24 protein-coding genes are annotated in these 22,560 nt (G+C 72.5%); 14 read left to right on the plus strand and 10 right to left on the minus strand.

Annotation, left to right across the window (positions count from 1 at the left end; translation table 11 throughout):
- Positions 1-18 precede the first annotated feature (18 nt).
- On the minus strand, positions 19-912 hold the full coding sequence (locus ABT369_RS02140) for an alpha/beta fold hydrolase (protein ID WP_350609703.1): 894 nt from the start codon (positions 910-912) through the stop codon (positions 19-21).
- Between the two features lie 135 nt (positions 913-1,047).
- Here ABT369_RS02140 and ABT369_RS02145 point away from each other — a divergent pair, with 135 nt between their 5' ends.
- Together ABT369_RS02145 and ABT369_RS02150 are read left to right on the plus strand one after the other, a co-directional pair.
- Entirely contained in the window at positions 1,048-1,344 is a 297-nt protein-coding gene (locus ABT369_RS02145; protein WP_350609705.1) for a hypothetical protein, read from the plus strand.
- A gap of 1,408 nt (positions 1,345-2,752) precedes the next feature.
- Positions 2,753-3,286 carry a hypothetical protein gene (locus ABT369_RS02150; protein WP_350609707.1) on the plus strand — a complete coding sequence of 178 codons (534 nt, stop codon included), beginning with the start codon at positions 2,753-2,755 and terminating at the stop codon, positions 3,284-3,286.
- Between the two features lie 14 nt (positions 3,287-3,300).
- Here ABT369_RS02150 and ABT369_RS02155 read toward each other — a convergent pair whose 3' ends face one another.
- The 4 genes from ABT369_RS02155 to ABT369_RS02170 form a co-directional block, all read right to left on the minus strand.
- Positions 3,301-3,825 carry a DUF3592 domain-containing protein gene (locus ABT369_RS02155; protein WP_350609709.1) on the minus strand — a complete coding sequence of 175 codons (525 nt, stop codon included), beginning with the start codon at positions 3,823-3,825 and terminating at the stop codon, positions 3,301-3,303.
- Positions 3,826-3,827: 2 nt separating this feature from the next.
- Positions 3,828-4,346, minus strand: coding sequence for a hypothetical protein (locus ABT369_RS02160; protein ID WP_350609711.1), 519 nt, complete (start codon positions 4,344-4,346; stop codon positions 3,828-3,830).
- Positions 4,347-4,409: 63 nt separating this feature from the next.
- Positions 4,410-4,991 carry a maleylpyruvate isomerase N-terminal domain-containing protein gene (locus tag ABT369_RS02165; RefSeq protein WP_350609713.1) on the minus strand — a complete coding sequence of 194 codons (582 nt, stop codon included), beginning with the start codon at positions 4,989-4,991 and terminating at the stop codon, positions 4,410-4,412.
- Complete coding sequence (locus ABT369_RS02170) at positions 4,949-5,929, minus strand: fatty acid desaturase family protein (RefSeq protein ID WP_350609715.1); 981 nt, start codon at positions 5,927-5,929, stop codon at positions 4,949-4,951. The genes ABT369_RS02165 and ABT369_RS02170 overlap by 43 nt, the downstream gene beginning before the upstream one ends.
- A 73-nt stretch (positions 5,930-6,002) precedes the next feature.
- On the opposite strand from ABT369_RS02170, the gene ABT369_RS02175 reads away from it, so the two are divergent.
- Positions 6,003-6,659 (plus strand): copper homeostasis protein CutC, encoded by a 657-nt coding sequence (locus ABT369_RS02175; RefSeq protein WP_350609717.1) that lies wholly within the window; start codon positions 6,003-6,005, stop codon positions 6,657-6,659.
- A 91-nt stretch (positions 6,660-6,750) separates the two neighbouring features.
- Here the strand turns inward: ABT369_RS02175 and ABT369_RS02180 are convergent, their stop codons facing one another.
- The 3 genes from ABT369_RS02180 to ABT369_RS02190 all read right to left on the minus strand — a co-directional run bounded on the left by ABT369_RS02180 (position 6,751) and on the right by ABT369_RS02190 (position 8,954).
- Positions 6,751-7,854, minus strand: a complete 1,104-nt coding sequence (locus ABT369_RS02180; protein ID WP_350609719.1) for a ricin-type beta-trefoil lectin domain protein — start codon at positions 7,852-7,854, stop codon at positions 6,751-6,753.
- 84 nt (positions 7,855-7,938) lie between these two features.
- Entirely contained in the window at positions 7,939-8,142 is a 204-nt protein-coding gene (locus ABT369_RS02185; RefSeq protein WP_350609721.1) for a hypothetical protein, read from the minus strand.
- Positions 8,139-8,954, minus strand: a complete 816-nt coding sequence (locus tag ABT369_RS02190) for a HEAT repeat domain-containing protein (protein WP_350609723.1) — start codon at positions 8,952-8,954, stop codon at positions 8,139-8,141. The genes ABT369_RS02185 and ABT369_RS02190 overlap by 4 nt, the downstream gene beginning before the upstream one ends.
- 79 nt (positions 8,955-9,033) lie before the next feature.
- Between ABT369_RS02190 and ABT369_RS02195 the strand changes: the two genes are divergently transcribed.
- From ABT369_RS02195 to ABT369_RS02220, 6 genes are all read left to right on the plus strand, one after another.
- Positions 9,034-9,363 carry a MazG nucleotide pyrophosphohydrolase domain-containing protein gene (locus tag ABT369_RS02195; RefSeq protein WP_350609725.1) on the plus strand — a complete coding sequence of 110 codons (330 nt, stop codon included), beginning with the start codon at positions 9,034-9,036 and terminating at the stop codon, positions 9,361-9,363.
- Positions 9,360-9,992: a hypothetical protein gene (locus ABT369_RS02200; RefSeq protein WP_350609727.1), complete on the plus strand. Its 633-nt coding sequence runs from the start codon at positions 9,360-9,362 to the stop codon at positions 9,990-9,992. The genes ABT369_RS02195 and ABT369_RS02200 overlap by 4 nt, the downstream gene beginning before the upstream one ends.
- A 26-nt stretch (positions 9,993-10,018) precedes the next feature.
- Positions 10,019-10,486 carry a MarR family winged helix-turn-helix transcriptional regulator gene (locus tag ABT369_RS02205; RefSeq protein WP_350609729.1) on the plus strand — a complete coding sequence of 156 codons (468 nt, stop codon included), beginning with the start codon at positions 10,019-10,021 and terminating at the stop codon, positions 10,484-10,486.
- A complete protein-coding gene (locus ABT369_RS02210; RefSeq protein ID WP_350609731.1) occupies positions 10,470-11,261 on the plus strand; it encodes an ABC transporter ATP-binding protein in 792 nt (263 codons plus the stop codon). The genes ABT369_RS02205 and ABT369_RS02210 overlap by 17 nt, the downstream gene beginning before the upstream one ends.
- Positions 11,221-12,042, plus strand: coding sequence for an ABC transporter permease (locus ABT369_RS02215; RefSeq protein ID WP_350609733.1), 822 nt, complete (start codon positions 11,221-11,223; stop codon positions 12,040-12,042). Before ABT369_RS02210 ends, ABT369_RS02215 begins: the two co-directional genes overlap by 41 nt.
- A gap of 90 nt (positions 12,043-12,132) precedes the next feature.
- Positions 12,133-12,972: an SAM-dependent methyltransferase gene (locus ABT369_RS02220; protein ID WP_350609735.1), complete on the plus strand. Its 840-nt coding sequence runs from the start codon at positions 12,133-12,135 to the stop codon at positions 12,970-12,972.
- 1,083 nt (positions 12,973-14,055) lie between these two features.
- Here the strand turns inward: ABT369_RS02220 and ABT369_RS02225 are convergent.
- A complete protein-coding gene (locus ABT369_RS02225) occupies positions 14,056-15,081 on the minus strand; it encodes a LacI family DNA-binding transcriptional regulator (protein ID WP_350609737.1) in 1,026 nt (341 codons plus the stop codon).
- A 155-nt stretch (positions 15,082-15,236) separates the two neighbouring features.
- Here ABT369_RS02225 and ABT369_RS02230 point away from each other — a divergent pair, with 155 nt between their 5' ends.
- The 5 genes from ABT369_RS02230 to ABT369_RS02250 are packed head-to-tail and all read left to right on the plus strand — an operon-like array spanning position 15,237 to position 20,211.
- Positions 15,237-16,559, plus strand: a complete 1,323-nt coding sequence (locus ABT369_RS02230; protein ID WP_350609739.1) for an ABC transporter substrate-binding protein — start codon at positions 15,237-15,239, stop codon at positions 16,557-16,559.
- Complete coding sequence (locus ABT369_RS02235; protein ID WP_350609741.1) at positions 16,556-17,428, plus strand: carbohydrate ABC transporter permease; 873 nt, start codon at positions 16,556-16,558, stop codon at positions 17,426-17,428. Before ABT369_RS02230 ends, ABT369_RS02235 begins: the two co-directional genes overlap by 4 nt.
- Entirely contained in the window at positions 17,418-18,275 is an 858-nt protein-coding gene (locus ABT369_RS02240) for a carbohydrate ABC transporter permease (RefSeq protein ID WP_350609743.1), read from the plus strand. Before ABT369_RS02235 ends, ABT369_RS02240 begins: the two co-directional genes overlap by 11 nt.
- Positions 18,272-19,378, plus strand: a complete 1,107-nt coding sequence (locus ABT369_RS02245; protein ID WP_350609745.1) for a Gfo/Idh/MocA family protein — start codon at positions 18,272-18,274, stop codon at positions 19,376-19,378. Before ABT369_RS02240 ends, ABT369_RS02245 begins: the two co-directional genes overlap by 4 nt.
- Positions 19,375-20,211 (plus strand): sugar phosphate isomerase/epimerase family protein, encoded by an 837-nt coding sequence (locus tag ABT369_RS02250; protein ID WP_350609747.1) that lies wholly within the window; start codon positions 19,375-19,377, stop codon positions 20,209-20,211. The genes ABT369_RS02245 and ABT369_RS02250 overlap by 4 nt, the downstream gene beginning before the upstream one ends.
- Positions 20,212-20,444: 233 nt before the next feature.
- On the opposite strand, the gene ABT369_RS02255 is transcribed toward ABT369_RS02250, so the two are convergent.
- On the minus strand, positions 20,445-22,538 hold the full coding sequence (locus tag ABT369_RS02255; RefSeq protein ID WP_350609749.1) for an alpha-galactosidase: 2,094 nt from the start codon (positions 22,536-22,538) through the stop codon (positions 20,445-20,447).
- Positions 22,539-22,560: the final 22 nt, after the last annotated feature.

Raw genomic sequence — 22,560 nt, forward strand, 5'->3', positions numbered from 1 at the left:
CCAGCGACGCCTCGGCGGTCAGCGCTCCCTGACCGGCGACGCCTCGGCGATGAGCGCGACCAGGCGGTCGAGCACGCCGGGGGCCAGGTGGTGCGACATGCCCGCGATCTCCACGTGCCGCGCGCCCGGGATCGCCGTGGCCGTGGCGCGCCCGCCGCTCGGGTGCACCATGCGGTCCACGTCGCCGTGGATGACGAGGGTCGGGGCCGTGATCGTGCGCAGGGCGGCGGTGCGGTCGCCCGAGGCCTGGATGGCGCCGATCTGCCGCGCGACCCCCGCCGCGCGGGCCGGTCCGCCGCCCCGGTCCCACACCCCGGCCGCCCAGGCGCGCTCCTCCGCATCGTCGTACGGGAACGTCCGCGACCCGATGTGATCCAGCATCTCCAGGTGCCGTCCCACCCACTCCTCGCGGGTGCGGGCGGCACGGCGGGCCATGCGCAGCAGCGTCGAGCGGGCCGGCTGCCCGATGCCCCGCGCGCCGGTGGTCGAGAAGATCGACGTGAGGCTCGCGACGCGGTCCGGGTGGGTCGCGGCCAGCGCCTGCCCGATCATCCCGCCCATCGACATGCCGACCACGTGGGCCCGCTCGATGCCGAGGTGCCCGAGCAGCCCGGCGGCGTCGCCGGCCATGTCCTCGAGGCGGTAGGCGCCGGGCAGCGGCCGGGCGACGAGCTGGCGCAGCTTGCCCGGCGGGCGGGCGTCGACGCGGGTCGAGCGCCCGGCGTCGCGGTTGTCGAAGCGGACCACCCGGAAGCCGCGCGCGGTCAGGCCGTCGAGCAGCGGGCGGGGCCACGAGGTCAGGTCGAGGCCCAGGCCGGCGATGAGCAGGAGCGGTGCGCCCTGCGGGTCCCCCTCGGCGCGGTAGCACACCCGCACGCCGCCCGGCAGGTCGCAGAACTCGTCGTCGATCACACCCGCCAGTCTCGCGCGTTTTTGCCTCCGGCCCAAGATGCCGTACGGGTCCGTACGAGAGGTGAATTCGAACGTGTGTTCGAGTATCGTGGGGGCGGGTTCGGTCGTTGGCTCAACAGGGTGGGGGTGGTGGCGATGGCGTCGGACGATGACCAGGGCTGGGCGGTGCGCCTCGATTGGCCGGTCGCGCGCCGGGGCGGTGTGCGGCACGAGTTCACACAGTTCACGCCGAGCCTGCGACGGGCTCTGCGCCGGGCGGTCGGCACCAGGCGCTACTGGGCCACGGGCCCGGTGCGCCCGCTGGCGGTGACGGTGGTGCCGATCGGCCGGGCGGAGTTTGACGCGCACGGCCGCGAATGCGCCTCGCTCACGTGCCCGACCATGGCCCCGCTCCTGGGAATGGCCGCCGTGGCCCCGGCTCTGTTGCCGTGACCGCCGTGGCCCCGGCTGCGTTGCCGTGACGGCCGTGGCCCCGGCTCTGTTGCCGTGACCGCCGTGGCCCGGCTCCGTTGCCGTGATCGCCGCACGCGACGGCTCATCGCGGCGGGTTGCGTCCGGCGGCGGCGATCGGGCCCGTTGTCGTGGGTGGCCACCCATCGGCCGGTGCCTTTGAGTGCCTCTCGCCGTGCAATCGACCTTAGCGCCCCACGCGTGAACGGTTCGCGAGGTGTCGTTTAATTCTGGACCGCTCTGTCGTGGGACTGGCCATCCGCGATTCGGTTGGAACCGTGTCGACTTCTTCGGCCGGCACGGTGCGAATCTTCAGGAGGGTAGGTGGCGTTTTCGGTGCCCGGCGAATGGGGTGAAGAATCGGTGTTCTGGGTGTGCGCCATTTGACATTATGCTGTTCGGGGCGGTGATTCGCGCTGGATTCTGGGATAATGGAGAGTATGGGGCAGTTACAATTGTTTACCAAGGACGAATTGGCTGCCATGCGTGACCGGACCAGGTCGCGTCGTTATTCTCCGGCGAATGAGCAGTTCCGTCGGGAACATGCTCGGCATCGAGTTTGGGGTCTGGCTCAACGGCACGCCGAAAAGCTGCGCCGCGCACACGCTGACACCCCGCCTTCCGTCGGCGAACGCTCGGACGGATTGGGCTCGGACGGATTGGGCTCGGACGGATTGGGCTCGGACGGATTGGGCTCGGACGGATTGCCGCCATCGCCATCGCCATCGCCATCGCCATCGCCGTCGCCGTCGCCGTCGCCGTCGCCGTCGCCGTCGCCTGAGCAGGTTGAACAGGTTGAACATCCTGCGGGTGGCAGCGCGGCGCACGCCGGTGATCCCGCGCAGGGCGAGCCCGGTCGGACCGCGCAGCCCGGCCCCACGCCGACGCGTCGCGGCACCAACGCGCCGATGGCGCTCCGGCCCGCTGGTGCCGTAACACGCGCAACAGCGACCCGCACCACGCGGCCGGCGCCGCGCCCGCGTCGCCACCCGGCAAGACCGCCCGCGACATCAGCCGACGGCAATCCACACGGGCCGCCAGTGGCCCGCGCGACCTGGTGCCGAGTACACCGCCGGCTCATTGCCGCGCTTCGTGCGAGTCCGGGTAGGCGCGACCGGGCTACCACGCTCCTGGACACGGAACCGGATGCGAGACGTCGAGCGACCGCCGGCTCACTGCCGCGCTTCGTGCGAGTCCGGGCAGGCACGACCGGGCTACCACGCTCCTGGACACGGAACCGGATGCGAGACGTCGAGCGACCGCCGGCTCACTGCCGCGCTTCGTGCGAGTCCGGGTAGGCGCGACCGGGCTACCACGCTCCTGGACACGGAACCGGATGCGAGACGTCGAGCGCACGTCGGAGCCGCGGGGGCTTCGGTAGGTTCTGCTGGTGAGCTCAGAGGATGCGAGTGCCAGACTGCGGCGGTTCCTGCCGGTCAACGTCACCTACGCGCGGCAGGCCGACGGGTATGAGGTGTTCATGTCCTCGGGCGTGCGGTTCACGATCGGGGCCGGGCAGACCGAGGACGGGCTGGAGCAGGCTCGGGCGGCCGTGCGGGAGCGCCTCGGTGAGACGCCGGTCGGGGCGGAATACGTCGACCCCGGCCTCGATCTCGTCGAGTGGCGGGGGTTGTGGTTCGAGCCGTATGCCGACCGGTACGGGCTCGACGATCCGACGCCCGCGCAGCGGGAACGGCTGGAGGCGTGCGCCGAGGCGTATCGCGGCGGCTCGGCAACGGTCGACGTGTCGGCCAACGTCGTGCGGGTGGTGCCGGCCACGCGGGAGCAGCTCGAGGCGGCGCGGGCGGTGCCGGTTCCCGACGGGTTCGTACGGGTGGTCAAGGAGCTGACCGGCCTGGACGACGCGGTGGGGGTCATCTATCTCGTGCTCAAGGAGCGCTGGGAGATCGACCGCCCGGAATGAGGCGCCCGCGGCGGCTAGCGGCGCCGGTCGCGCTGGCGGCGCCGGCGGGGTCGCTGGGGCTTCGGCTGTTCCGTGCGGGTCAGCGTGTTGTACGCCCCGAAGCCTCCGACCAGAGCCGCGGCCACCCCCGGCACCAGCATGCCGATGTTGGTGAACCAGGAGGTCGAGCCGTCGGTGTCGCCGAAATCGGTCGCGAAGTGCCCGGGCCGATCCGGGTCCACCCAGATCCGCACCACCCCGCCGCTCGTGACCGGGCAGCTGTGGAACGGGTTGCAGTGCACGCCGGCGACGTGCCCCTCGCCCTGATAGGTGTAGGCGATCTCGAAGGCGATGGGGCGGGAGCTGCGGTTCCCCGAGGACCAGTCGATGACGTCGGCGACGACCAGTACGCCCGCCGCCTGGAGGCGGGCGGACTCGGCGCGTTCCTGCACCATGCCGATCACGGTCAAGGTGAGGATGGTCAGGCCGGCCAGGCCCAGCGCCGCGAAGAGGACGGCGGTGCTGCGCTTCCCGGGGTCCAGGTCACCGATCCGGCGCACGGTCAGCCCCGTGAGCGCGCCGGAGTCCGGCGCGGGGTGGGGTCGTGCGGCGGGTAGCAGAGCATGACGGCGATGTCCGGCAGGCCCAGATCGCCGCGCACGACCTCGATGAACTGCTCGGCGGCGTGCTCGGCCGGCGACCGGGCGACCCGCCAGTCGTCCCAGGTGTAGCGCTTGAGCCGCGCGACGCTCGCCAGCTTGTTGACCTCGAGGTCGACCTCGTGGGCCGCGGCGGCGACGGCCGGCGAGCCGTGGAACCACACGGCGACCACGGACTGGTTGAAGTCGACGCCCAGATCGAGCGCGCGCGCCAGCGCCTCGTGCGACTCCGGCGTGTCCGGCTCCAGCAGGGCGAGGGCCCGGTACGCCTCGCGGGAGGCGTAGTACGCCCGGATGAACTGCTCGTAGACGCGTATCCGCTGGTCGCGCTGCCAGCGGCGCCCCTCGACGCGGCCGTCCCAGAAACGGCCGACGATGAGGCCGAGCAGGGCGGTGACGGCGGCGATGATCGCAGACTGCATGACGAGCCTCCTCTGCCGGAACCACAGTGTCGCAACGACCCGCAACGGCCGCCGGCAGGCCGGTCAGGGGCGGGCGGCCTGCACGACCCAGGAGTCGCGGCGCGGGTGGTGCTCCAGCGCGATGCGGCCCGTCGCCCACAGCAGGGCCCGGCCCGCGTCCGGGTCCACCGACGACGGGACGGAGGGGAACAGCCGGGTCAGCACCGCCGCCGCCAGCTCCGGCGGAGGGCTCCAGCTCAGGCCGAGGCCCTGGGCGATGTCCCACGTGTGCACGAGGATCTCGTTCACGCCCATCGCCGCGAAGCCCGTCCGGTCCGTCGGGCCCCAGTGCCAGGCGGTCGCGTCCGGGCCGGCCGCGTCGAGCTCCAGGGTGAGCAGGCGGGCGCACGAGGCGATGATCCGCAGGACCGTCCGCGGGTCGGTGCCGGGGTGGACGACCAGGTCCAGGGGGAGGTAGGCGGCCTCGGCGCGGGCCGCGAGCTGGGTCGCGTACGCGGTCAGGTCGTGCGCGATGTGCTCGGCCGTGTCCAGGCACGTCCACTCCACCACGCCCGCCGGGGCCGACCAGGCCGCCGGGGTCGTGGCGGGTTCGCGCAGCAGGGTCAGGGACTCGTCGAGGGCGCGCCGGACATCTCCGCTGTCCATGAGGGCACGGTATCGGCGGCGGGCATCGGGCGCACCTCGTCCGCGGTCAGCGCGATCGGGCCGCGGAACTGGCGGGCCACCGCCGTGAACCAGCCCAGATGGATCTCGTCCCGGTCGGCGACGAACGCGGCGCGCAGCTCGTGCCAGCGCAGGCCGGGGTGGCGGTGGTGCACGTTGTGCAGGTTGAACGCGAGCACGAAGTACTCCAGGGCCCGCGGCAGGGCCAGGTTCATCGCGTCGAGGGGGCGCTCCAGGCGGGTGCGGTAGTGGTACGCGTTGTCGGCCAGGGACACGATCAGGGCCCGGGCGCCGACCGCGCTCCACAGCATCCAGCAGTGCCCGCCCCAGGCCAGGGACGAGCCGGTGTACGTCACGATGACCGCGATCGCCTCCACGCGGAACCTGCGCAGGTTGTCGCGGCGCGCGACGCGCTCGAAGAGCAGGCCGGTCACCGAGTCCAGGGAGTCGGTCCGGTGCACCAGCAGCCGCCAGCCCGGGCGCGGCAGGAGGACGAGCAGCACCGACAGGAGCTCGGCCACGTACAGGCCGCCGAGCAGCCTCGGGTAGTACGTCCGCGCCGCCGTCAGCCACGAGGACCTCGCGGGGTCGTAGACCTCGGTGCGCTCGCGCTGGGTGCGGCTGTAGCGGTGATGCAGCAGGTGACCGGCCTTGAGCAGCGTGAACGGGCCTCCGTAGCCGACCGCGAGCAGGCGGCCCAGGCGATCGTTCCAAGCCCGGTTTCGCAGCAGCGTGCCGTGGATGGCCTCGTGGATGAGCGACCACAGCGGGATCGTGGTGAGCGCGATCGGTGCGAGCAGCCAGGCCCAGCGCGGGTCGAGCGGCAGGAGCACCAGGGGGAGCACGACGAGTTGCAGCAGCAGGGCGGCGAGCGCTGTCCCCACCAGCGCGATCGCCAGCACAGACTGACGGCGAACCATGTTCGCACGCTAACTCGGCCAAGGAAACGGCCGAGTGTCCGCCTCGCGAAGACTTGGGTGGCACCATGGCCGGGTGCTGTTGGAGATCATCGCCCTGGACGCCGCCGATGCCCGGGCCGCTCAGGACGGCGGGGCGGACCGCGTCGAGCTGGTCAGCGACATGGCCGCCGACGGGCTGAGCCCCGCCCCGGCGACGGTCGAGGCGGTGCGGGCCGCGGTGTCGATCCCGGTCCGGGTGATGCTGCGCACGACGCCGGGGTTCGCGGCCGACGTACCGTCGCTGCGAACCACCCTCCGGCAGCTGCGCGCGGCCGGGGCGGCCGAGTTCGTGCTCGGCTTCCTCGACGCCGGCGGGGCGGTGGACCGGGCGGCGCTCGAGGCGCTGCTGGACGGCTTCCCGTGGACGTTCCACCGGGCCATCGACCACGCCACCGACCGGGCCGCGGCCTGGCGCGCGCTGGACGGCCTGCCCGGCCTGACCTCGGTGCTGACGGCCGGCGGGCCGGAGGGGATGGACGCGGGGCTGCCCGGCCTCCTGGCGGACGCGCCGGTCCACCGGAGCCTGCTGCTGGCCGGGGGCGGCCTCCGGGAGGCTCACATACCCGCACTTCGACAAGCCGGAGTCCGCGCGTTCCACTCGGGCACCGCCGTACGACCCGGCGGCCGCTGGGCCGCCCCCGTCTCGCCGCAACTCGTCGAACGGCTGCGTCAGGCGATCGGCCCGGCGTAGGAGTCGCGAGGCCCGCCGGACCCGTGTCGAGCTCCGCCCGCCGGCGCCGTCCTGCCGGCCGCCGGGAGCTCGACACGGGTTCACCGGTCGCTCAGAGAGACCAGTTCTGGTTGGCGCCGCCGCCGCAGGTCCAGATCTGCAGCCGGGTGCCGTTGGCCGAGCTGGGGCCGGTCGCGTCCAGGCACTTGCCCGAGCCCACGTTGACCAGCGTCTGGCCCGTGCGCGTCCACTTCTGGGCGTTGGTGCCGTTGCAGTCGTACAGCTGCACCTTGGTCCCGTTCGCGGTGCCGGCCGCCGCCACGTCCATGCACTTGCCGAGCGCCCGCAGGGTGCCGTCCGAGGCGCGGGTCCACTTCTGGGCGGTCGTGCCGTTGCAGTCGTAGAGCTGCACCGCCGTACCGTTGGCGGAACTCGCACCGGCGACGTCCACGCACTTGCCGCCGTAGCCGACGATCTGCCCCGCGGTGCCCGTCGGGCCCGTGGTCGGCGTCGTCGGGCCGCCGGTCGGCGAGGTGCCCAGCCACGCGTTCGCGGCCGAGGAGCCGGTGCTGTCGATCGCGGTGTTGCTCTCCACGGGGCTGGGCACCGAGGACGGGAAGACGATGAACGTCACCGGGCCGGCGGTGCCGCCGGTGGCCGGGTTCGGGTCGATGCCGAGCGCGGTGGCCAGGGCGTAGGAGCCCTCGCCGATGATGTTGTCCGGGCCCTCGTCGGCGAAGACCGCGTACGCGACCTGGTTGTTGTAGACGACCGCGGCCACGGCACCGGGCCGGATGCCGTTCGCGCCGTAGTCGAAGCGCGAGCTCGGCAGCGGGATCACGTAGTAGCGCGTGACGTCCGAGGTGAAGTACGAGCCGTTCGACGTGGTGAACGAGGTCTGGGCCTGGTACCACGGGTCGGTCGAGGCGTTGCAGTGCGACGTGCCGATGCCGTCGCAGTCGATGTCCATGTCGGCGGTCCAGAAGTAGGCCGAGCCGCTCTTGCAGATCGCGACGGTGGCCGCACCGCCGTCGTCGGTGGCGTACTTGCCGTTGGACACCTGGTTGCAGGTCTGGGTGCGGGCCAGCAGCTGGCTCGCGGTCGGGCCGGCGGCGAGCGCGGCCTTGTTCGTCTGGGCGAGGGCGTACGCGGTCGTCGCGGTGAACGAGAGCACGACGGCCGCGAGGGCGATGAGGGGCAGGCGGTACCGCTTCACGAGCAGGCTCCTAGGAAGACTGACGGGTCTCCCAACGGCACGTTGCGGACGTGTTGGTGAGCCGAAGGTTGCGGATAGGAAACCTTATTGACAGATATGTGTCAATAGTTGCTCGCGTGGCAGAAGGGCCTGCGCCGCGTCCAGGTCACCGGCTCGGACCAGCTCGTGGACCCGGTGCGCCAGGCCGGTGACGTCGGTGAACGACGGCCTGATCGTGGCGTTGTAGGCCTGGTAGACGGTGAGCGTCGTCGCGGTGTGGACCGCCCGGATCTGCCGCGTCGGGGTCACTGCCCAGACTCGCGGGCGGCGATGGCGGCCTGGATGCGGCGCAGCGTGCGCAGGGCCTTCTTCGCCGCGGCCCGCACCTCGCCGTCGAACACCGTGGTGCCGCGGTCCTCGGCCTGCAGCCGCTGCAGGGTCGCCGCGACCCGCTCGTCGCCGGTGGAGCCCAGCGCCACCGCGGCCCAGTAGCGGCGGTTCGGGTCCGGGTCGTCCGCGGCCGCGATCAGCCGCGGGACGACCTCCGGCGCGAAGGCGGCCAGGGCGCTGGCGATGTGGCCGATCCGCGGGAAGCGGCGGTGCTCGAACTCGTGCCACAGCGCGTCGAGGGCCTCCGGGCCGCCGATGTCCGCGAGCGCCTCCGCGGCCCGCAGCCGCACCCAGTCGACGCCGTCGCCGAGCAGCGGGCGCAGCGCGGGCACGACGGACGCGTCGCCGAGCCGGCCCAGGGCCCGCAGCGCCTCCTCCACGACCTTCCACTGCGGGTGGTCGAGCAGGCCGACCAGCTCCGGCACGGCCTCCCGCACCCCCATCGCCGCGCAGCCCATGGCCGCCCAGGCCTGGCAGTTGTACCGGGTGTCGCCGAGCGCGGCGAGCAGCGGCTCCCGCAGCGCGCCGGGCGGGGTGTGCGCGGCGATCACGTCGGCGTGGTTCATCGCCCGGGTGTACAGCGAGCGGTGGTAGTCGGCGTAGTCGCGCACGAGCGCCTGCAGCGCGGCGACCGCGGCCGGGTCGCCGAAGTCGTGCGCCCGCTCCAGGAGCCGGTAGAGGTGCTCCTCGCGGGTGTCGAGGTCACCGTCGCGCAGGACATTCGTGGTCATTCGAGCGATACTAGGCCGTCCCGCCTCGTCGGCGAGCCGGTCGGCCGGCGGGCGCGGGCACTCCGGCATGCTGTGCGGTGTGGACAACACCCGCCCCTTCACCCTCTCGGAGCTGCCGGCCGTCGCCGGCGACGTCGCCGCGCGCCTGATCGACGCCGGGTTCACCGAGGCACCGCACCTGCGCCAGGCCCTCGCGCTCGCCGAGGAGGCCGGCGAGTTCGTCGGCGCCGTCCGGCGGCACTACGGGATGGCCCGCCGCACCGGCTCCCGCGAGGACGTCGAGGCCGAGCTCGCGGACGTGGTCATCACCGCCTTCGTGACCGCGCACACGATGGGCATCGACCTCGAGCGGGCGGTGGGGGAGAAGCTCGGCGTGGTGTACACCCGCGGCTGGCGGGAGGAGCGATGAGCTGGCTGGAGATCGTCGGCTGGGCGGGCTCGGCCCTGCTCGTGTGGTCCCTGCTGCAGCGGCGCCTGCTGCGGCTGCGGCTGTTCAACCTGGTCGGCTCGCTGGTCCTGATCGGCTACAACACCGGGGTCCGCGTCTGGCCGATGGTCGGCCTGAACCTCACGCTCGCGATCATCAACGTCTGGCAGCTGTACTCCCTGCTGCGCACCCGCCACGACGAGCGCATCTACCAGGTGGTGGAGGTCGCCACCGACGACAACTTCCTGGCCCACGTGCTGCGCGTGCACTGGACCGACATCGCCCGCTTCAACCCCGACTTCCGCTTCGACGACGACGGGCACCGCCTCGCCTTCCTCACCCTCAACGCCGACGAGATCGTCGGGGTCCTCATGCTCCGCCCGTCGCCGCAGGACCCGCAGGTCGCGCAGGTGGAGCTGGACTACGTGACGCGGCGGTACCGCGATCTGTCGCCGGGCGAGTTCGTCTTCCGGCAGAGCGGGCAGCTCACCGCGCACGGCTTCCGGCGTGTGCTCACCCCGCCCGGGATGGTCGCCCCGTACTACTCCCGCCTCGGGTTCGAGCGCACCGGCGACCGGTACGAGCTCGACCTGACCCGGAGTTTTGATTAGCTCTGCTAACGAGGTATATTTCGGGAGTGGATCGCGAAGGGCTGGCCGATGCGCTGGCGTCGCAGCTCAACGGCGTGCGCCGGGTGCTGCGCCGCCGCCTGCGGGCAGGCCTCACGGTCCCCGCGCTGACCGGCAGCCAGGTCGAGCTGCTGCGGCTCGTCGAGTCCGCGCCGGGCACCGGCGTCTCGGCCGCGGCCGCGCAGCTCCACCTCGCCGGGAACTCGGTCAGCACCCTGGTCAACCACCTCACCGAGGCCGGGCTGCTGCGCCGCGAGCAGGACCCGGCCGACCGCCGCTCGGTGCGGCTCTTCCTCACCGACGCCGCGGCCGCCCGGCTCAACGCCTGGCGCGAGGCCCGGATCTCGCTGCTCGCCACGGCGCTGGACGCCCTCGGCGAGGACGAGCGGCTGGCCCTGACGGCGGCGGTGCCGGCCCTGAGCCGCCTGGCGCTCGTCCTCGCCGAGCAGGGGAGTGCCCATGAACCCGGCCGTTGAGATCGAGGGACTGCGGCACCGCTTCAAGGAGACCCTGGCCGTCGACGACCTCTCGCTGAGCGTCCAGCCGGCCGAGATCTTCGGGCTCCTCGGCCCCAACGGCGCCGGCAAGACGACCACGATCCGGGTGCTCACCACGCTGCTGCCCCCGCAGGCCGGCCGCGCCGAGGTCTTCGGGCTCGACGTGCGCCGCAACCGGATGGCGGTGCGGCGGCTCATCGGCTACGTCCCGCAGGCGCTCTCGGCCGACGCGGGGCTCAGCGGGCGCGAGAACGTCGCCCTGTTCGCGCGGCTGTTCGACGTGCCGCGGGCCGAGCGCCGGGCCCGCGCCGACGCCGCGATCGAGGCGATGGGCCTGGCCGAGGCCGCGGACCGCCCGGCCGGCACCTACTCCGGCGGCATGATCCGCCGCCTCGAGCTCGCCCAGGCCCTCGTCAGCGCGCCGCGGCTGCTCGTGCTCGACGAGCCCACGATCGGCCTCGACCCCGTCGCCCGGGCCGGCGTGTGGGAGCGCATCACCCAGGTGCGGGCCGAGACCGGCATGACCGTGCTCGTGACCACGCACTACATGGAGGAGGCCGAGGAGTTCTGCGACCGGGTCGCGCTCATGCACCGCGGCCGGATCCGGGCGCTCGGCTCGCCCGCGGAGCTGATCGCCTCCGCCGACGGGGACTCGCTGGACGACGTTTTCAGGCAGTACACCGGGGATGATCTGGACGCAGGGGGGTTCAGCGATGTCCGTGCGACTCGCCGCACCGCACGCCGTCTCGGCTGACGCCGGGCGCACGAACCCGGTGCGGGTCCTCGCGACCCGGATCGCCGCGATGTGCCTGGTCGAGCTGCAGAAGCTGCGCCGCGACCGAACCGAGGTGATCACCCGGGCCATCCAGCCCGCCCTGTGGCTGATCATCTTCGGCCAGACGTTCACCCACCTGCGCGCCATCCCCACCGGCGGGCTGCCGTATCTCGACTTTCTAGCCCCGGGCATCCTGGCCCAGTCGGCCCTGTTCGTGTCGATCTTCTACGGCATCCACATCATCTGGGAGCGCGACGCCGGCGTCCTGGCCAAGCTCATGGTGACCCCGACGCCGCGGGCCGCCCTGGTCACGGGCAAGGCGTTCGCGGCCGGCATCCGCGCGCTCGTCCAGGCCGTGGTGGTGCTCGTGCTGGCCGCGATCCTGGGCGTGTCCCTGACCGGCAACCCGCTGAAGCTCCTCGGCACCGCGGTGGTGCTGCTGCTCGGCTCGGCGTTCTTCTGCTGCCTGTCGATCACCCTGGCAGGCCTGGTCCTGAAGCGGGACCGGATGATGGGCATCGGCCAGGCGATCATGATGCCCCTGTTCTTCGCGTCGAACGCGCTCTACCCGGTCTCGGTGATGCCCGGCTGGCTGCGGGTGCTCAACCACGTGAACCCGCTGAGCTACGAGGTCGACGCGCTGCGGGGCCTGCTCATCGGCACCCCCGCGCACCTCCTGCTGGACTTCGGCGTGCTGGTCGGCGCGGTGGCGGTCGCGGTGTTCGCGGCCTCGGCGATCCTCGGGCGCCTGACTCGTTGACATTTGCCCGTGTCACATGCCCCCGTGTCACAAAAGGGTGATCTCGACGCGCTGTCACGGCAAGCCGGTGATGGCCTACGATGCGTACTCATGGCAGATGGCGTCGGCGACGAGCAGGCCGGCTGGTCGGACCGGATCGACACGACCGCGGCACACCCCGCCCGGCGGTACAACTATTGGCTGGGCGGCAAGGACAACTTCGCCGCTGACCGCGAGTCCGGCGAGGCGATCGCGCGGGTCTACCCGGCGATCCGCACCACCGCCCTGGAGAACCGCTACTTTCTGCAACGCGCGGTGCGCTTCCTGGCCGGCGAGGCGAACATCCGGCAGTTCCTCGACATCGGCACCGGCATCCCGACCGCGAACAACACCCACGAGGTGGCGCAGAGCGTCGCCCCGGACTCGCGGATCGTCTACGTCGACAACGACCCGATCGTGCTGACGCACGCCCGGGCGCTGCTGACGAGCACGCCGGAGGGCAAGACGGCGTACATCGACGCGGACCTGCGCGACCCGGGCACCATCCTTGCGGACGAGAGCCTGCGCAAGACCCTCGACCTCGACCAGCCGGTCGCGCTGATGCTGATCGCGATCGTGCACTTCCTGTTCGACGAGGACAAGCCGTACGAGATCGTGCGGTCCCTGGTGGACGCGCTGCCGTCGGGCAGCTACGTGGTGATGACGCACGGCACCACGGACCTGAACGACCCGGCCGCGCGGGACTACGCGCTGCGCGAGATCAAGGCGGGCCGCCTGAAGGTCGACGCCATGCCGCGCAGCCGGGACGAGGTGGCGCAGTTCTTCACGGGCCTGGAGATCGTGGAGCCGGGCATCGTTCCGGTGACGGGCTGGCGCAACCCCATTCCGGAGGAGGACCGTCCCCCGCTGGTCGACACGGCCATGTACTGTGTGGTCGCACGGAAGCCCTAGGTAATTTTCGCCTTACTCATCGTGTTCGCGAGCGAGATCAGTTTGAATGCGTGTGGTAGGGTCTAAATAGTCGGAACGGCACCCAGGTCCCAGGTGTGTGGGTTTCGCGCGGCTCCTTGATTCTTCGTGCGCTGGCCTGACTTTTCGATCGCAGTGGCTTTGCTGGTCGGTCTTGGGGTGAGCTGTCGGCGCGGCGTCGACCTGGGCTTGCAGCGTTCGCCGGACGGGCGGGCTGTGATGGCTTGGCGTTGTGCGACGGACGGGTGTCCCCGTCGCCTGTCGGTGTGGGGCGGCGAAGCGATAGCGCGGCCGGCGGCTCGTGGACCGCGCGGTGATGGGGCGACCTGCGGCGTGTGGATCGTGGGGTGCTGAGCCCCGGCGGCGGGCGAGGCTCGTGGCCCGGCGACTGGCCCACGGGGTGACGTGCGGCGCGTGGCTCGTGGGGCCGGCGAGGCGGTGGGGTGGCCCGGTGAAGTGGCGCGCGTGGTGGTTGGGGTGACGTGCGGCGCGGGGTCCGTGGGCGGTGAAGCGGCGAGCGCGGTTCGTGGCCCGGCGGGGGTGGTTGGGCGACGGGGCGGCCGGCGGTCCGTGGCGGCTCTGGGGCGGTGGGGTGACCTGCGGCCTGGCGTCAGACCAACGTGCGCCGCGGTCGGATGCCAGCCTCGACGCGTGCCCGGACCCGCGCCCGGCGCACGCGGTCACTGCCTGCCCTGGCCGCTCACTGTTGTTTGGTACCGAAAGATCGCCGCAGCCCGCAGCCCACGGCCCACGGCCCGCAGCCCACGGCCCGCGGCCCGCGGCCCGCGGCCCGCGGCCCACGACCCGCGGTCCACGGCCCGCCGTCCGCCGCCCGCACCGCAGCCGTGCACCCGCGCCCGTCGCCCGGTTGACACGGCCCCGGGCGCGCTGCTCGTCCTGGGCCGGACGCTGGCCCAACCTCGGTTTGCACGGCTGCGGTGCGCGGCCGTCGCCGTCGCCCGGCGTCGGGAGCGAGAGTGCCCTGCCGCCACCGTCCGGCCGCCGCGATCAAGACTCGTCACGGGGCGAAATGTCAGTATTTGCGGCTTTTTGAACAAGGGATTGCTAGGCGGGAGCGGCCGCCGGGCCCGTTGAGCCGCGCACGGTCAGGTGGACCGGCAGCATGACCTGCTGGCGAGTCGTCGGTGAAGGGGACGAGGTCCGGTCGAGCCGCGACAGCAGCATCGACACCGCCACGCGCCCAGCCTGCTCGATCGGAGCCGTCAACGTCGTCAGCGGCGGATGGCAGAAGTCCGCGCCGAAGATGTCGTCGCACCCGACCACGCTGATGTCCTCCGGCACGCGCACATGCCGCTCCCGCAGGCGCTGCAGAATGCCGATCGCCAGCAGGTCGTTGAAGACGATGCACGCCGTCGCGCCGGTGTTCAGGACCGCGTCCGCCGCGGCCGGGCCCGAGCCGCGGCCCGACGGGAACGGGCCCACCCGCGTGAAGGTCAGGCGATGGCGCGCCGCCACCTCGCGCATGGCGTGCCAGCGGGCCTCGTTGGGCCAGGAGCGCTGCGGGCCCGAGACGTAGGCGATGTCCCGGTGGCCCAGGGAGAGCAGGTGCTCCGCCGCCTGGCCGATGCCCGCCGGGGTGTCGATGATCGCGCTCGGCACGCCGCGCACGTTGCGGTTGATCGTCACCAGCGGGATCTCGCCGGCCAGGCGGGCCAGCTCGCGGTCCGGGAGGCGGGACGCGGCCAGGATCGCGCCGTCCAGGGAGCGGCGCATCTTGTGCAGCATCTCGGCCTCCAGCTCGCCGGAGTCCTCGGTGTCGATCAGCAGCTGGGCGTAGCCGGCCGCCTTCAGCTGCTGCTGAGTGCCCCGGATCACGCCGAAGTAGAACGGGTTGGTCACGTCCGAGACCAGCACCGCGATGGCGCGCGTCCGGCCCGAGGACAGGGCGCGCGCGGGGGAGCTGGGGACGTAGCGCAGCTCGCGGGCCGCGGCCTCGATGCGCTCCCGCGTCACGGCGTTCACCCGGCCCGGGTTGTTCAGGGCGCGCGAGACCGTGGACGCGGCGACCCCCGCCGCCGCGGCGATGTCGTTGATCGTCACGGGGCGGTCGCGGCCGGAGGGGCGGGGCATGCCCGACAGCGAAGCAGATTTGGCAAAAGATGGCAAACGATTGCCACCCCTTCAGCAGCGTTGATAGCGTCCGCAACCATCGATCCGCCACTCGAAAAAACGCCCCCATAGCAAGCGACGAGGAGTGGACACCCCCCATGAATCGCATGAAGCTCATGTCCGTCGGACTGGCCGCGGCCGTCCTGCTCGCGGCGTGCGGCAACGACAGCAAGGACACCGCGACCGGCGACGGCAAGCTGGACGGCGCCGGGAAGACGATCAACGTGCTGGTGCAGGCCAACACCATCTACCCTCAGCAGCAGAAGCAGTGGTTCACCGACACCAGCGCCGCGTTCAAGGCCCAGACCGGCGCCGAGGTCAAGTTCGAGACGTTCGCCTCCGCCAACGACGAGCTCACCAAGATTCAGACGTCGGTCGTGTCGGGGCAGGGACCCGACGTGTACTCCCTGGGCACGACCTTCACCCCGACCGCCTACGCCACCGGCGCCTTCCTCGAGCTCGGCGACGCCGACTGGCAGAAGGTCGGCGGCAAGGACAACTTCGTCCCCGCCGCGCTCGGCATCTCCGGCCCGGACGCGCAGCACCAGGTCGGCATCCCGTTCACGAGCCGCCCGTTCGTGATGGCGTACAACACCGACCTGCTCAAGGCCGCCGGCATCGACAAGCCCGCCGACAGCTGGGACGGGCTGCGCGAGCAGGCGAAGAAGCTCACGAGCGGCGGCACCTACGGCATGGCGGTCGCCTACGCCGACGGCTTCGACCCGTGGAAGTTCATCTGGGCGATGTCCGTCCAGGCCGGCAACCCGCTCGTGGCCGGCAAGAAGGCGTCGCTGGACGACCCGGCGACGGTCAAGGCCTACCAGACCTACCTAGGCTGGCTCGCCGCCGACAAGGTCGTCGACCCGGCCGCCGTCGGCTGGAAGAACGCCCAGGCCATCGCCGAGTTCGGCGCGGGCAAGGCCGCGTTCCTGCCGATGGTCTCGGCCACGTCCAAGGTGACGCTGGACAAGTCGCAGGTCGCGGGCAAGTACGCGTACGCCGTCATGCCCACGATCCCGCCCGGCGCCACGTCCAAGCCCGGCAACGGCGTGGCCGCGACCAGCATCCTCTCCGGCGACAACCTGGTCGTGGCGAAGTACTCCAAGAACAAGGACCTCGCCCTCGCCCTGGTCAAGATGCTCACCAGCGCCGATGCGCAGAAGACGTACTACAAGACCTTCGGCGAGCTGCCCACGAACGCGGCCGCGGCCAAGGAGCTGCAGTCCGACCCGGCCCTCGCGGCGATCGTGGACTCGTCGTCGAAGTCGGCCGGCACGCCGTTCAACGGCGGCTGGAGCAAGGTGCAGCTGGCCCTGCTCAACGTCGTCGTGCAGTCCATCCCCGACCTCAAGGCCGGCAAGGTGGACGACGGCAAGCTCAAGTCCCTCGTCAGCGCGGCTCAGAAGGACGCCCAGAGCGCCGTGGACGAAGCAAAGTGAGCAAGGCCGTCTCCCGGCGTCAGCGTCCACTGTGGATGCTGGCGCCGGGCGGCGTGCTCATGGTCGTGGTCATCCTGGTGCCGCTGGCGGTCGCGCTGCTGGTGTCCACCCTGGACCTGAACCAGTACACGCTGCGGCAGTGGACGGACGCGCCGAACATCTGGCTGGACAACTACCGCGAGGCCTGGAGCGAGACCGCCCTGCCGCACGCGATCTGGGTCACGGTGGGCTACGCGGTCATCGTGACGATCGCCGCGGTACCGCTGGGCCTGGCCGCCGCCCTGGCCACCCAGCAGCGTTTCCCGGGCCGGGCGCTGGTCCGCTCCGCCTTCCTGATCCCGTACGTGCTGCCCGCCTTCGTCGTCGGCACGGTGTGGCGCACCATCCTGCAGCCCAACGGGCCCGCGGGGAACCTGCTCGGCACCGACTACCTGTGGCTCAACGGCCCGCGCAGCTACTGGGCGCTCGTGCTGGTGCAGATCTGGACCTCGTGGCCGCTGCTGTACCTGCTGGCGCTGTCCGGCCTGCAGGGCATCCCCGACGACGTGCACGAGGCCGCGGCGCTGGACGGCGCCGGCTACCGGGCGAAGCTGACGAGGATCGTGCTGCCGCAGCTGCGGGGTGTGCTCGGGCTCGGCATGGTGATCGAGTTCCTGCACACGCTCAACAGCTTCACCCTGCCGTACGTCCTCTTCGGCGTCCCGGCCCCGCACGACGTCGAGGTGCTGCCCGTGCTCACCTACGTGGAGAGCTTCCAGAACTTCCAGTTCGGCCTCAGCGCGGCGATGGCGGTGCTGTCCCTGGTGCTCGTGGCCATCCCGCTGTCGGTGTACCTGCGAGCGGTGAGGCTGAACCGCGATGAAGACTGACGTGCAACGGCTCCTGCCCCGCTGGCTGCAGATCCTGGTCATCGCCGGGCTCCTCGCCGGCACGCTGACCCCGGTGCTCTACATGCTCTTCGCCAGCGTCAACGACGACCTCGCCGTCGCCCGCGGCGACTTCTGGCCCAGCGCCTTCCACCCCGGCAACTACGCCGAGATCTGGGACACCGTCGAGCTCGGCGACGGCCTGCTCAACAGCGTCCTCGTGGCCGGGTCCGTCGCGGTCGTCTCGGCCCTCGTCTCGGTCGCGACCGCCTACGTGCTCGTGCGCTTCACGTTCTTCGGCCGCGGGCTGATCCTGCGCGGGCTGCTCGCCCTGCAGAGCATCCCGGGCACGCTGATGCTGCTGCCGGTGTTCGTGCTCTTCGCGAACCTGGCCCGCATCCTCAGCATCGACGTCATCGGCACCCGCTGGGCGCTGTTCGTCACCTACCTCACGTTCGCGCTGCCGTTCTCCACCTGGGTCATGGTCACCTACCTGCGCGGCCTGCCGCACGAGCTCGACGAGGCGGCCCGGCTCGACGGCGCCTCCTCCTGGCGGATCCTGCGCTCGATCGTGATCCCGCTCAGCTGGCCGGGGCTCGTCGTCTCGGCCATCTTCGCGTTCCTGCTCGGCTGGAACGACGTGCTGTTCGCCTCCGTCATCACCAACGCCGACACGCGCACCGCCGCGGTCGCGCTGCAGGTGTTCGGGGCGACCCAGGAGGGCGGGGCGATCCCGCTGTACGGGCAGCTGATGGCCTCCGCGCTGGTGTGCGCGCTGCCCGTGGTCGTGTTGTACCTCGCGTTCCAACGGTTCCTGGTAGGCGGCCTCACGGCCGGGGGAGTGAAATGACACAGCTGAATGTGGCGATCGTCGGCAGCGGCATCATCGGCGCCAACCACGCCGAGGCGATCGCCCGCCATCCGCGACTGCGAACCAAAGCCCTGGTCGACGCGCGAATCGAGGCCGCCGAGGCATTGGCCGCGAAGCTCGACCCGCACCCGTCGGTCCACCTGACGCTCACCGAGGCCCTGGCCGCTCACGACATCGATCTCGTCTCCATCTGTACGCCCAGTGGCCTGCACATCGCCGCCGCGGAGGAGACCCTGGCGGCCGGCGCGCACCTGCTCGTCGAGAAGCCCCTCGACACCGACCTGGCCAAGGCGCGCGCGTTCGCGAAGGTGGCCGAGGCGGCGGCCGGCCGCGGGCTCGTCGCCTCCGTGGTCAGCCAGCACCGCTTCGACCCCGCGACCGCCGCGCTGCTCGGCGCCGTCCGGGCCGGGCGGCTGGGCCGGATCACCTCCGCCGTCGTGTCCATGCCCTGGTGGCGCGACCAGGCGTACTACGACTCCGCCGACTGGCGCGGCACGTGGGCGTTCGACGGCGGCGGGGCCCTGGCCAACCAGGGCATCCACCTCGTGGACCAGATGCTGGCCCTGCTCGGCCGCCCCGCGGAGGTCTACGCCCAGACGGCCCTCGTCTGCCACGAGCGCATCGAGGTCGAGGACCTCGCCGCGGCCACGATCCGGTTCGCCTCCGGCGCGCTCGCGGTCCTGCACGCGACCACCGGCGCCTGGCCCGGGCTGCCGGTCCGCCTCGCGCTGCACGGCACCGAGGGCTCCGCGGTCCTGCACGACGACCAGCTCGAGTCCTTCCACACCGCGGGCGATCCCGGGACGGGGGCCGCCGATCTGGTCCCGCCGGCCGAGCTCTACGGCGCCGCCAAGGCCGCCGACGGCTTCGTGACCGGGCACCTGCGCCAGTACGAGGACATCGTCGAGGCCATCGAGACCGGCCGGGACCCGGGAGTACGGATTCAGGACGGGCTGCTCGCCCTCGGCCTGGTGCGGGCGGTCTACGTCTCCGCCGCGCTGGGCCGGCCCGTCTCCTTCGACGAGGTCCTCGACGGCGCCCACGACGACGTCAAGCCCGACACCAAGGGAGCACACCAGTGAAGTTCTCGGTCTTCACCGCCTCGACGCCCGACTGGACCCCGCAGGAGGCCGCGACCGAGCTGGCCGCGCAGGGCTGGGACGGCATCGAGTGGCGCATCACCGACCAGGAGGAGACCGACGAGCCCGGCTTCTGGGCCGGAAACCGGGCCACGTGGCCGCTCACCGGGCTCGAGGAGCGCCTCGCCGACATCCACACCGTCACGCGCGGCGCCGGCCTGGCGTACTCGGGCCTCGGCGGCTACGCGCGCAGCTTCGAACGCGACGACGTGGCCCGGCTCCTGGCGGCCACCGCGACGCTCGGCGCCGGCCGCGTCCGGGTCACCATGCCGCTGCTGAAGACCGGCGACTATCCGGACCTGTTCGCCGGGGCCCGCAAGGACCTCGAGTGGGCGACCGCGGAGGCGGCCCGGCTCGGCGTCACCGTGCTCGTCGAGCTGCACCACGAGACGATCGCCGCGTCCGCCTCGTCCGCGCTGCGGCTCGTCGACGGGCTCGACCCGGCCGCCGTCGGCGTCATCCACGACCTCGGCAACCTCGTCATCGAGGGCCACGAGGACCACCGGGCCGCGTTCCAGCTGCTCGGCCCCTACCTGCAGCACGTGCACGTGAAGAACGTCGCCTGGCGGGCGGTGTCGACCGCGCCCGACGGTACCGTCGCGTGGAAGGCGGACTGGGCCACCCTCCGCGAGGGCCAGGCCGACGTCGGCGCCTACCTGCGGGCGCTGCGCGAGCACGGGTACGACGGCTGGGTCACCCTCGAGGACTTCTCCACCGCCGTACCCCTGCGCGAGCGCACCCGCGACAACCTCGCCTACGTGAAGTCCCTCATCTAGGCACCCGCACCGGCACCGGGCCTGGCCGTGGTCCTTGTACGGCACCGTGTGCCCGGGGTCGGCGCCCGCCCAGGTCTGCCCGCCGTCGCTCGTGCGGTAGACGAGCACGCGGCGCTCCGGGCGGCCGGTCATGACCGTGGCGTAGGCGGTGGTGCCGTCCAGGGTCGCGACCGTGAAGACGCCCGGGTCGTCGGGGTTGGGTCAACGGCGGGCGGCGATCCGGTTTACCGGCGTCAGGAGATTTTTCGCAGGTGGGTGACGGCGCTGTCGTAGGTGCGCAACAGGCCGGCGTCGAGCCCGTGGACGGCCAGGAACGCCGCCGGGTGGCGGGTGCCGGTGCCGGCGTCCTCCCACACCCCGGCGGGCAGGAACGGCAGCCGGGCCGGCGGGGCGGGCTCGCCGTAGCGGTGGCCGTCGAGGAACTGGAACACGGCCGCCTCATCGCCGGCCGCCGACAGATAGGCCAGGGCCGGGGCGTCGGACTCGCGCGGGGAGCGCAGCCGGAACAACCGTCCATGCTGGACGATCGGGCGGATCCGCTTGTACTGCCCGATGAGCTCGGCGGCCAGCCGTTGCTCCTCGTCCGTCCACCGCGGCAGGTCCCCGCCGATGCCGAGGACGCCGGCCATGGCCACGTGGAAGCGGTACGTGAGCGGCACCCGGTTGCCCGTGAGGAAGTTGGGGGCGTCGGTCACCCAGGCGGACATCGCCCGCGCCGGGTACAGCTGGCTGAACCCCTCCTGGATGTGCAGCCGGTCGCTCGCGTCGGTGTTGTCGCTGGGCCACACCTGGTCGGTGCGGGCCAGGATGCCGAGGTCGACGCGGCCGCCACCGGAGGCGCACGACTCGAAGCGGACCCCGGGGTGGTCGCGGCGCAGCCGGTCCAGGACCGCGTAGAGGTTGCGCGCGTGCCGGGTGGACCACTGCAGGTCGCGGTACGGGCCGGGGTCGGTCACGGGCCGGTTCATGTCCCACTTCACGAACGCGATGTCGTGCTCGGTGAGCAGCTTGTCGAGCCAGTCGTGCAGCCAGGCCGCCACCTCCGGCCGGCCGACGTCGAGGACGAGCTGGTTGCGCAGCTCGTGCCGCGGGTAGCCGTCGGAGGCGTAGACCCAGTCGGGGTGGGCGCGGTACAGGTCGCTGTCGGGGTTGACCATCTCGGGCTCGACCCAGATGCCGAACGCCATGCCGAGTTCGCGCACGCGCTCGATGAGCGGCCCGAGGCCGCCGGGGAAGCGGGCCGGGTTGGGCCGCCAGTCGCCGAGGCCGGCGTTGTCGGCGACGCGGGCGCCGAACCAGCCGTCGTCCATCACGAACAGCTCGCAGCCCAGCGCCGCGGCCCGCTCGGCCAGGGCCATCTGGTTGGCCTCGTCGAGCCGGAACCCGGTCGCCTCCCACGAGTTGTACAGCACCGGGCGCAGCTCGTCGCCGTGCGGCAGGACCGCGCCGCGGACGTACTCGTGCCAGGCCCGGCTGGCCCCGCCGAAGCCCTCGGCGCTGAACAGCCCGCAGCTCTTCGGGGTCTCGTAGGCGCCGCCGGCGGCGAGCCGGGCCACGGGTGCCTCGTGACCGGCGCCGGCGTTGGCCACCACCCGGCCGCCGGGCAGCCGCTGCACGTCGATCCGCCAGGTGCCGGACCAGGCCAGGGCCGCGGTCCACACCTCGCCGTGGGACTCGGTGGCGGTGCCGTCGTCCAGGGCCACCCACGGGTTGTGCATGGGGCTGGTGGTGGTGCGGCGGCTGCCGAGGCGGACGGTCCCGGCGGGCAGGTCGGTGCGCTGCAGCCGGCTGTCGGCGCCCCACCGGCCGTGCAGGCTGGACAGGCGGGCGCGGTCGCGGGCGGGCACGCACCAGGCGGCGCTGTCGGCCCGCAGCACCTCCACCGGCACGTCGGTCGCCAGCTCGGCCCAGCGCTCGACCACGTCGTGGCCGGGGGAGACCCGGTAGTGCAGGATGAGGCGGACGGGGCGGGTCAGCTCGCGGTACCGCAGCCGCAGATGCGTGCCCTCGGCCTCGGCGCCGTCCGGGACCCAGCGCACGGCCCGGCCGTCGTCGCCGAAGCGCAGCGCGAGGGCGGGCTCGGTGAAGCGCAGGCCGGTGTCCGACGGGAACTCCTCGCGCCCGTCGAGGGGGCTCTCCCAGCCGCGCGACGGCGCGTGCGGCACGGCGGCCAGGGCGACGGCGGTCGCGTCGTCGACGGGCGCGCCCCAGTGCACGGCGAGCGGGACGTCCTCACCGCCGCCGGCGTCGAGGACGTAGGCGCTGCCGGGGGTGCGCAGGACCCAGACACCGGGCGCGACTTCGGAAACCGGGGGCGGTAAGGGCATGCGACGTTCGTAACACCTGACC

Origin of the sequence: Dactylosporangium sp. NPDC000244 (assembly GCF_040300725.1) — a bacterium.
Classification (GTDB): Bacteria; Actinomycetota; Actinomycetes; order Mycobacteriales; family Micromonosporaceae; genus Dactylosporangium.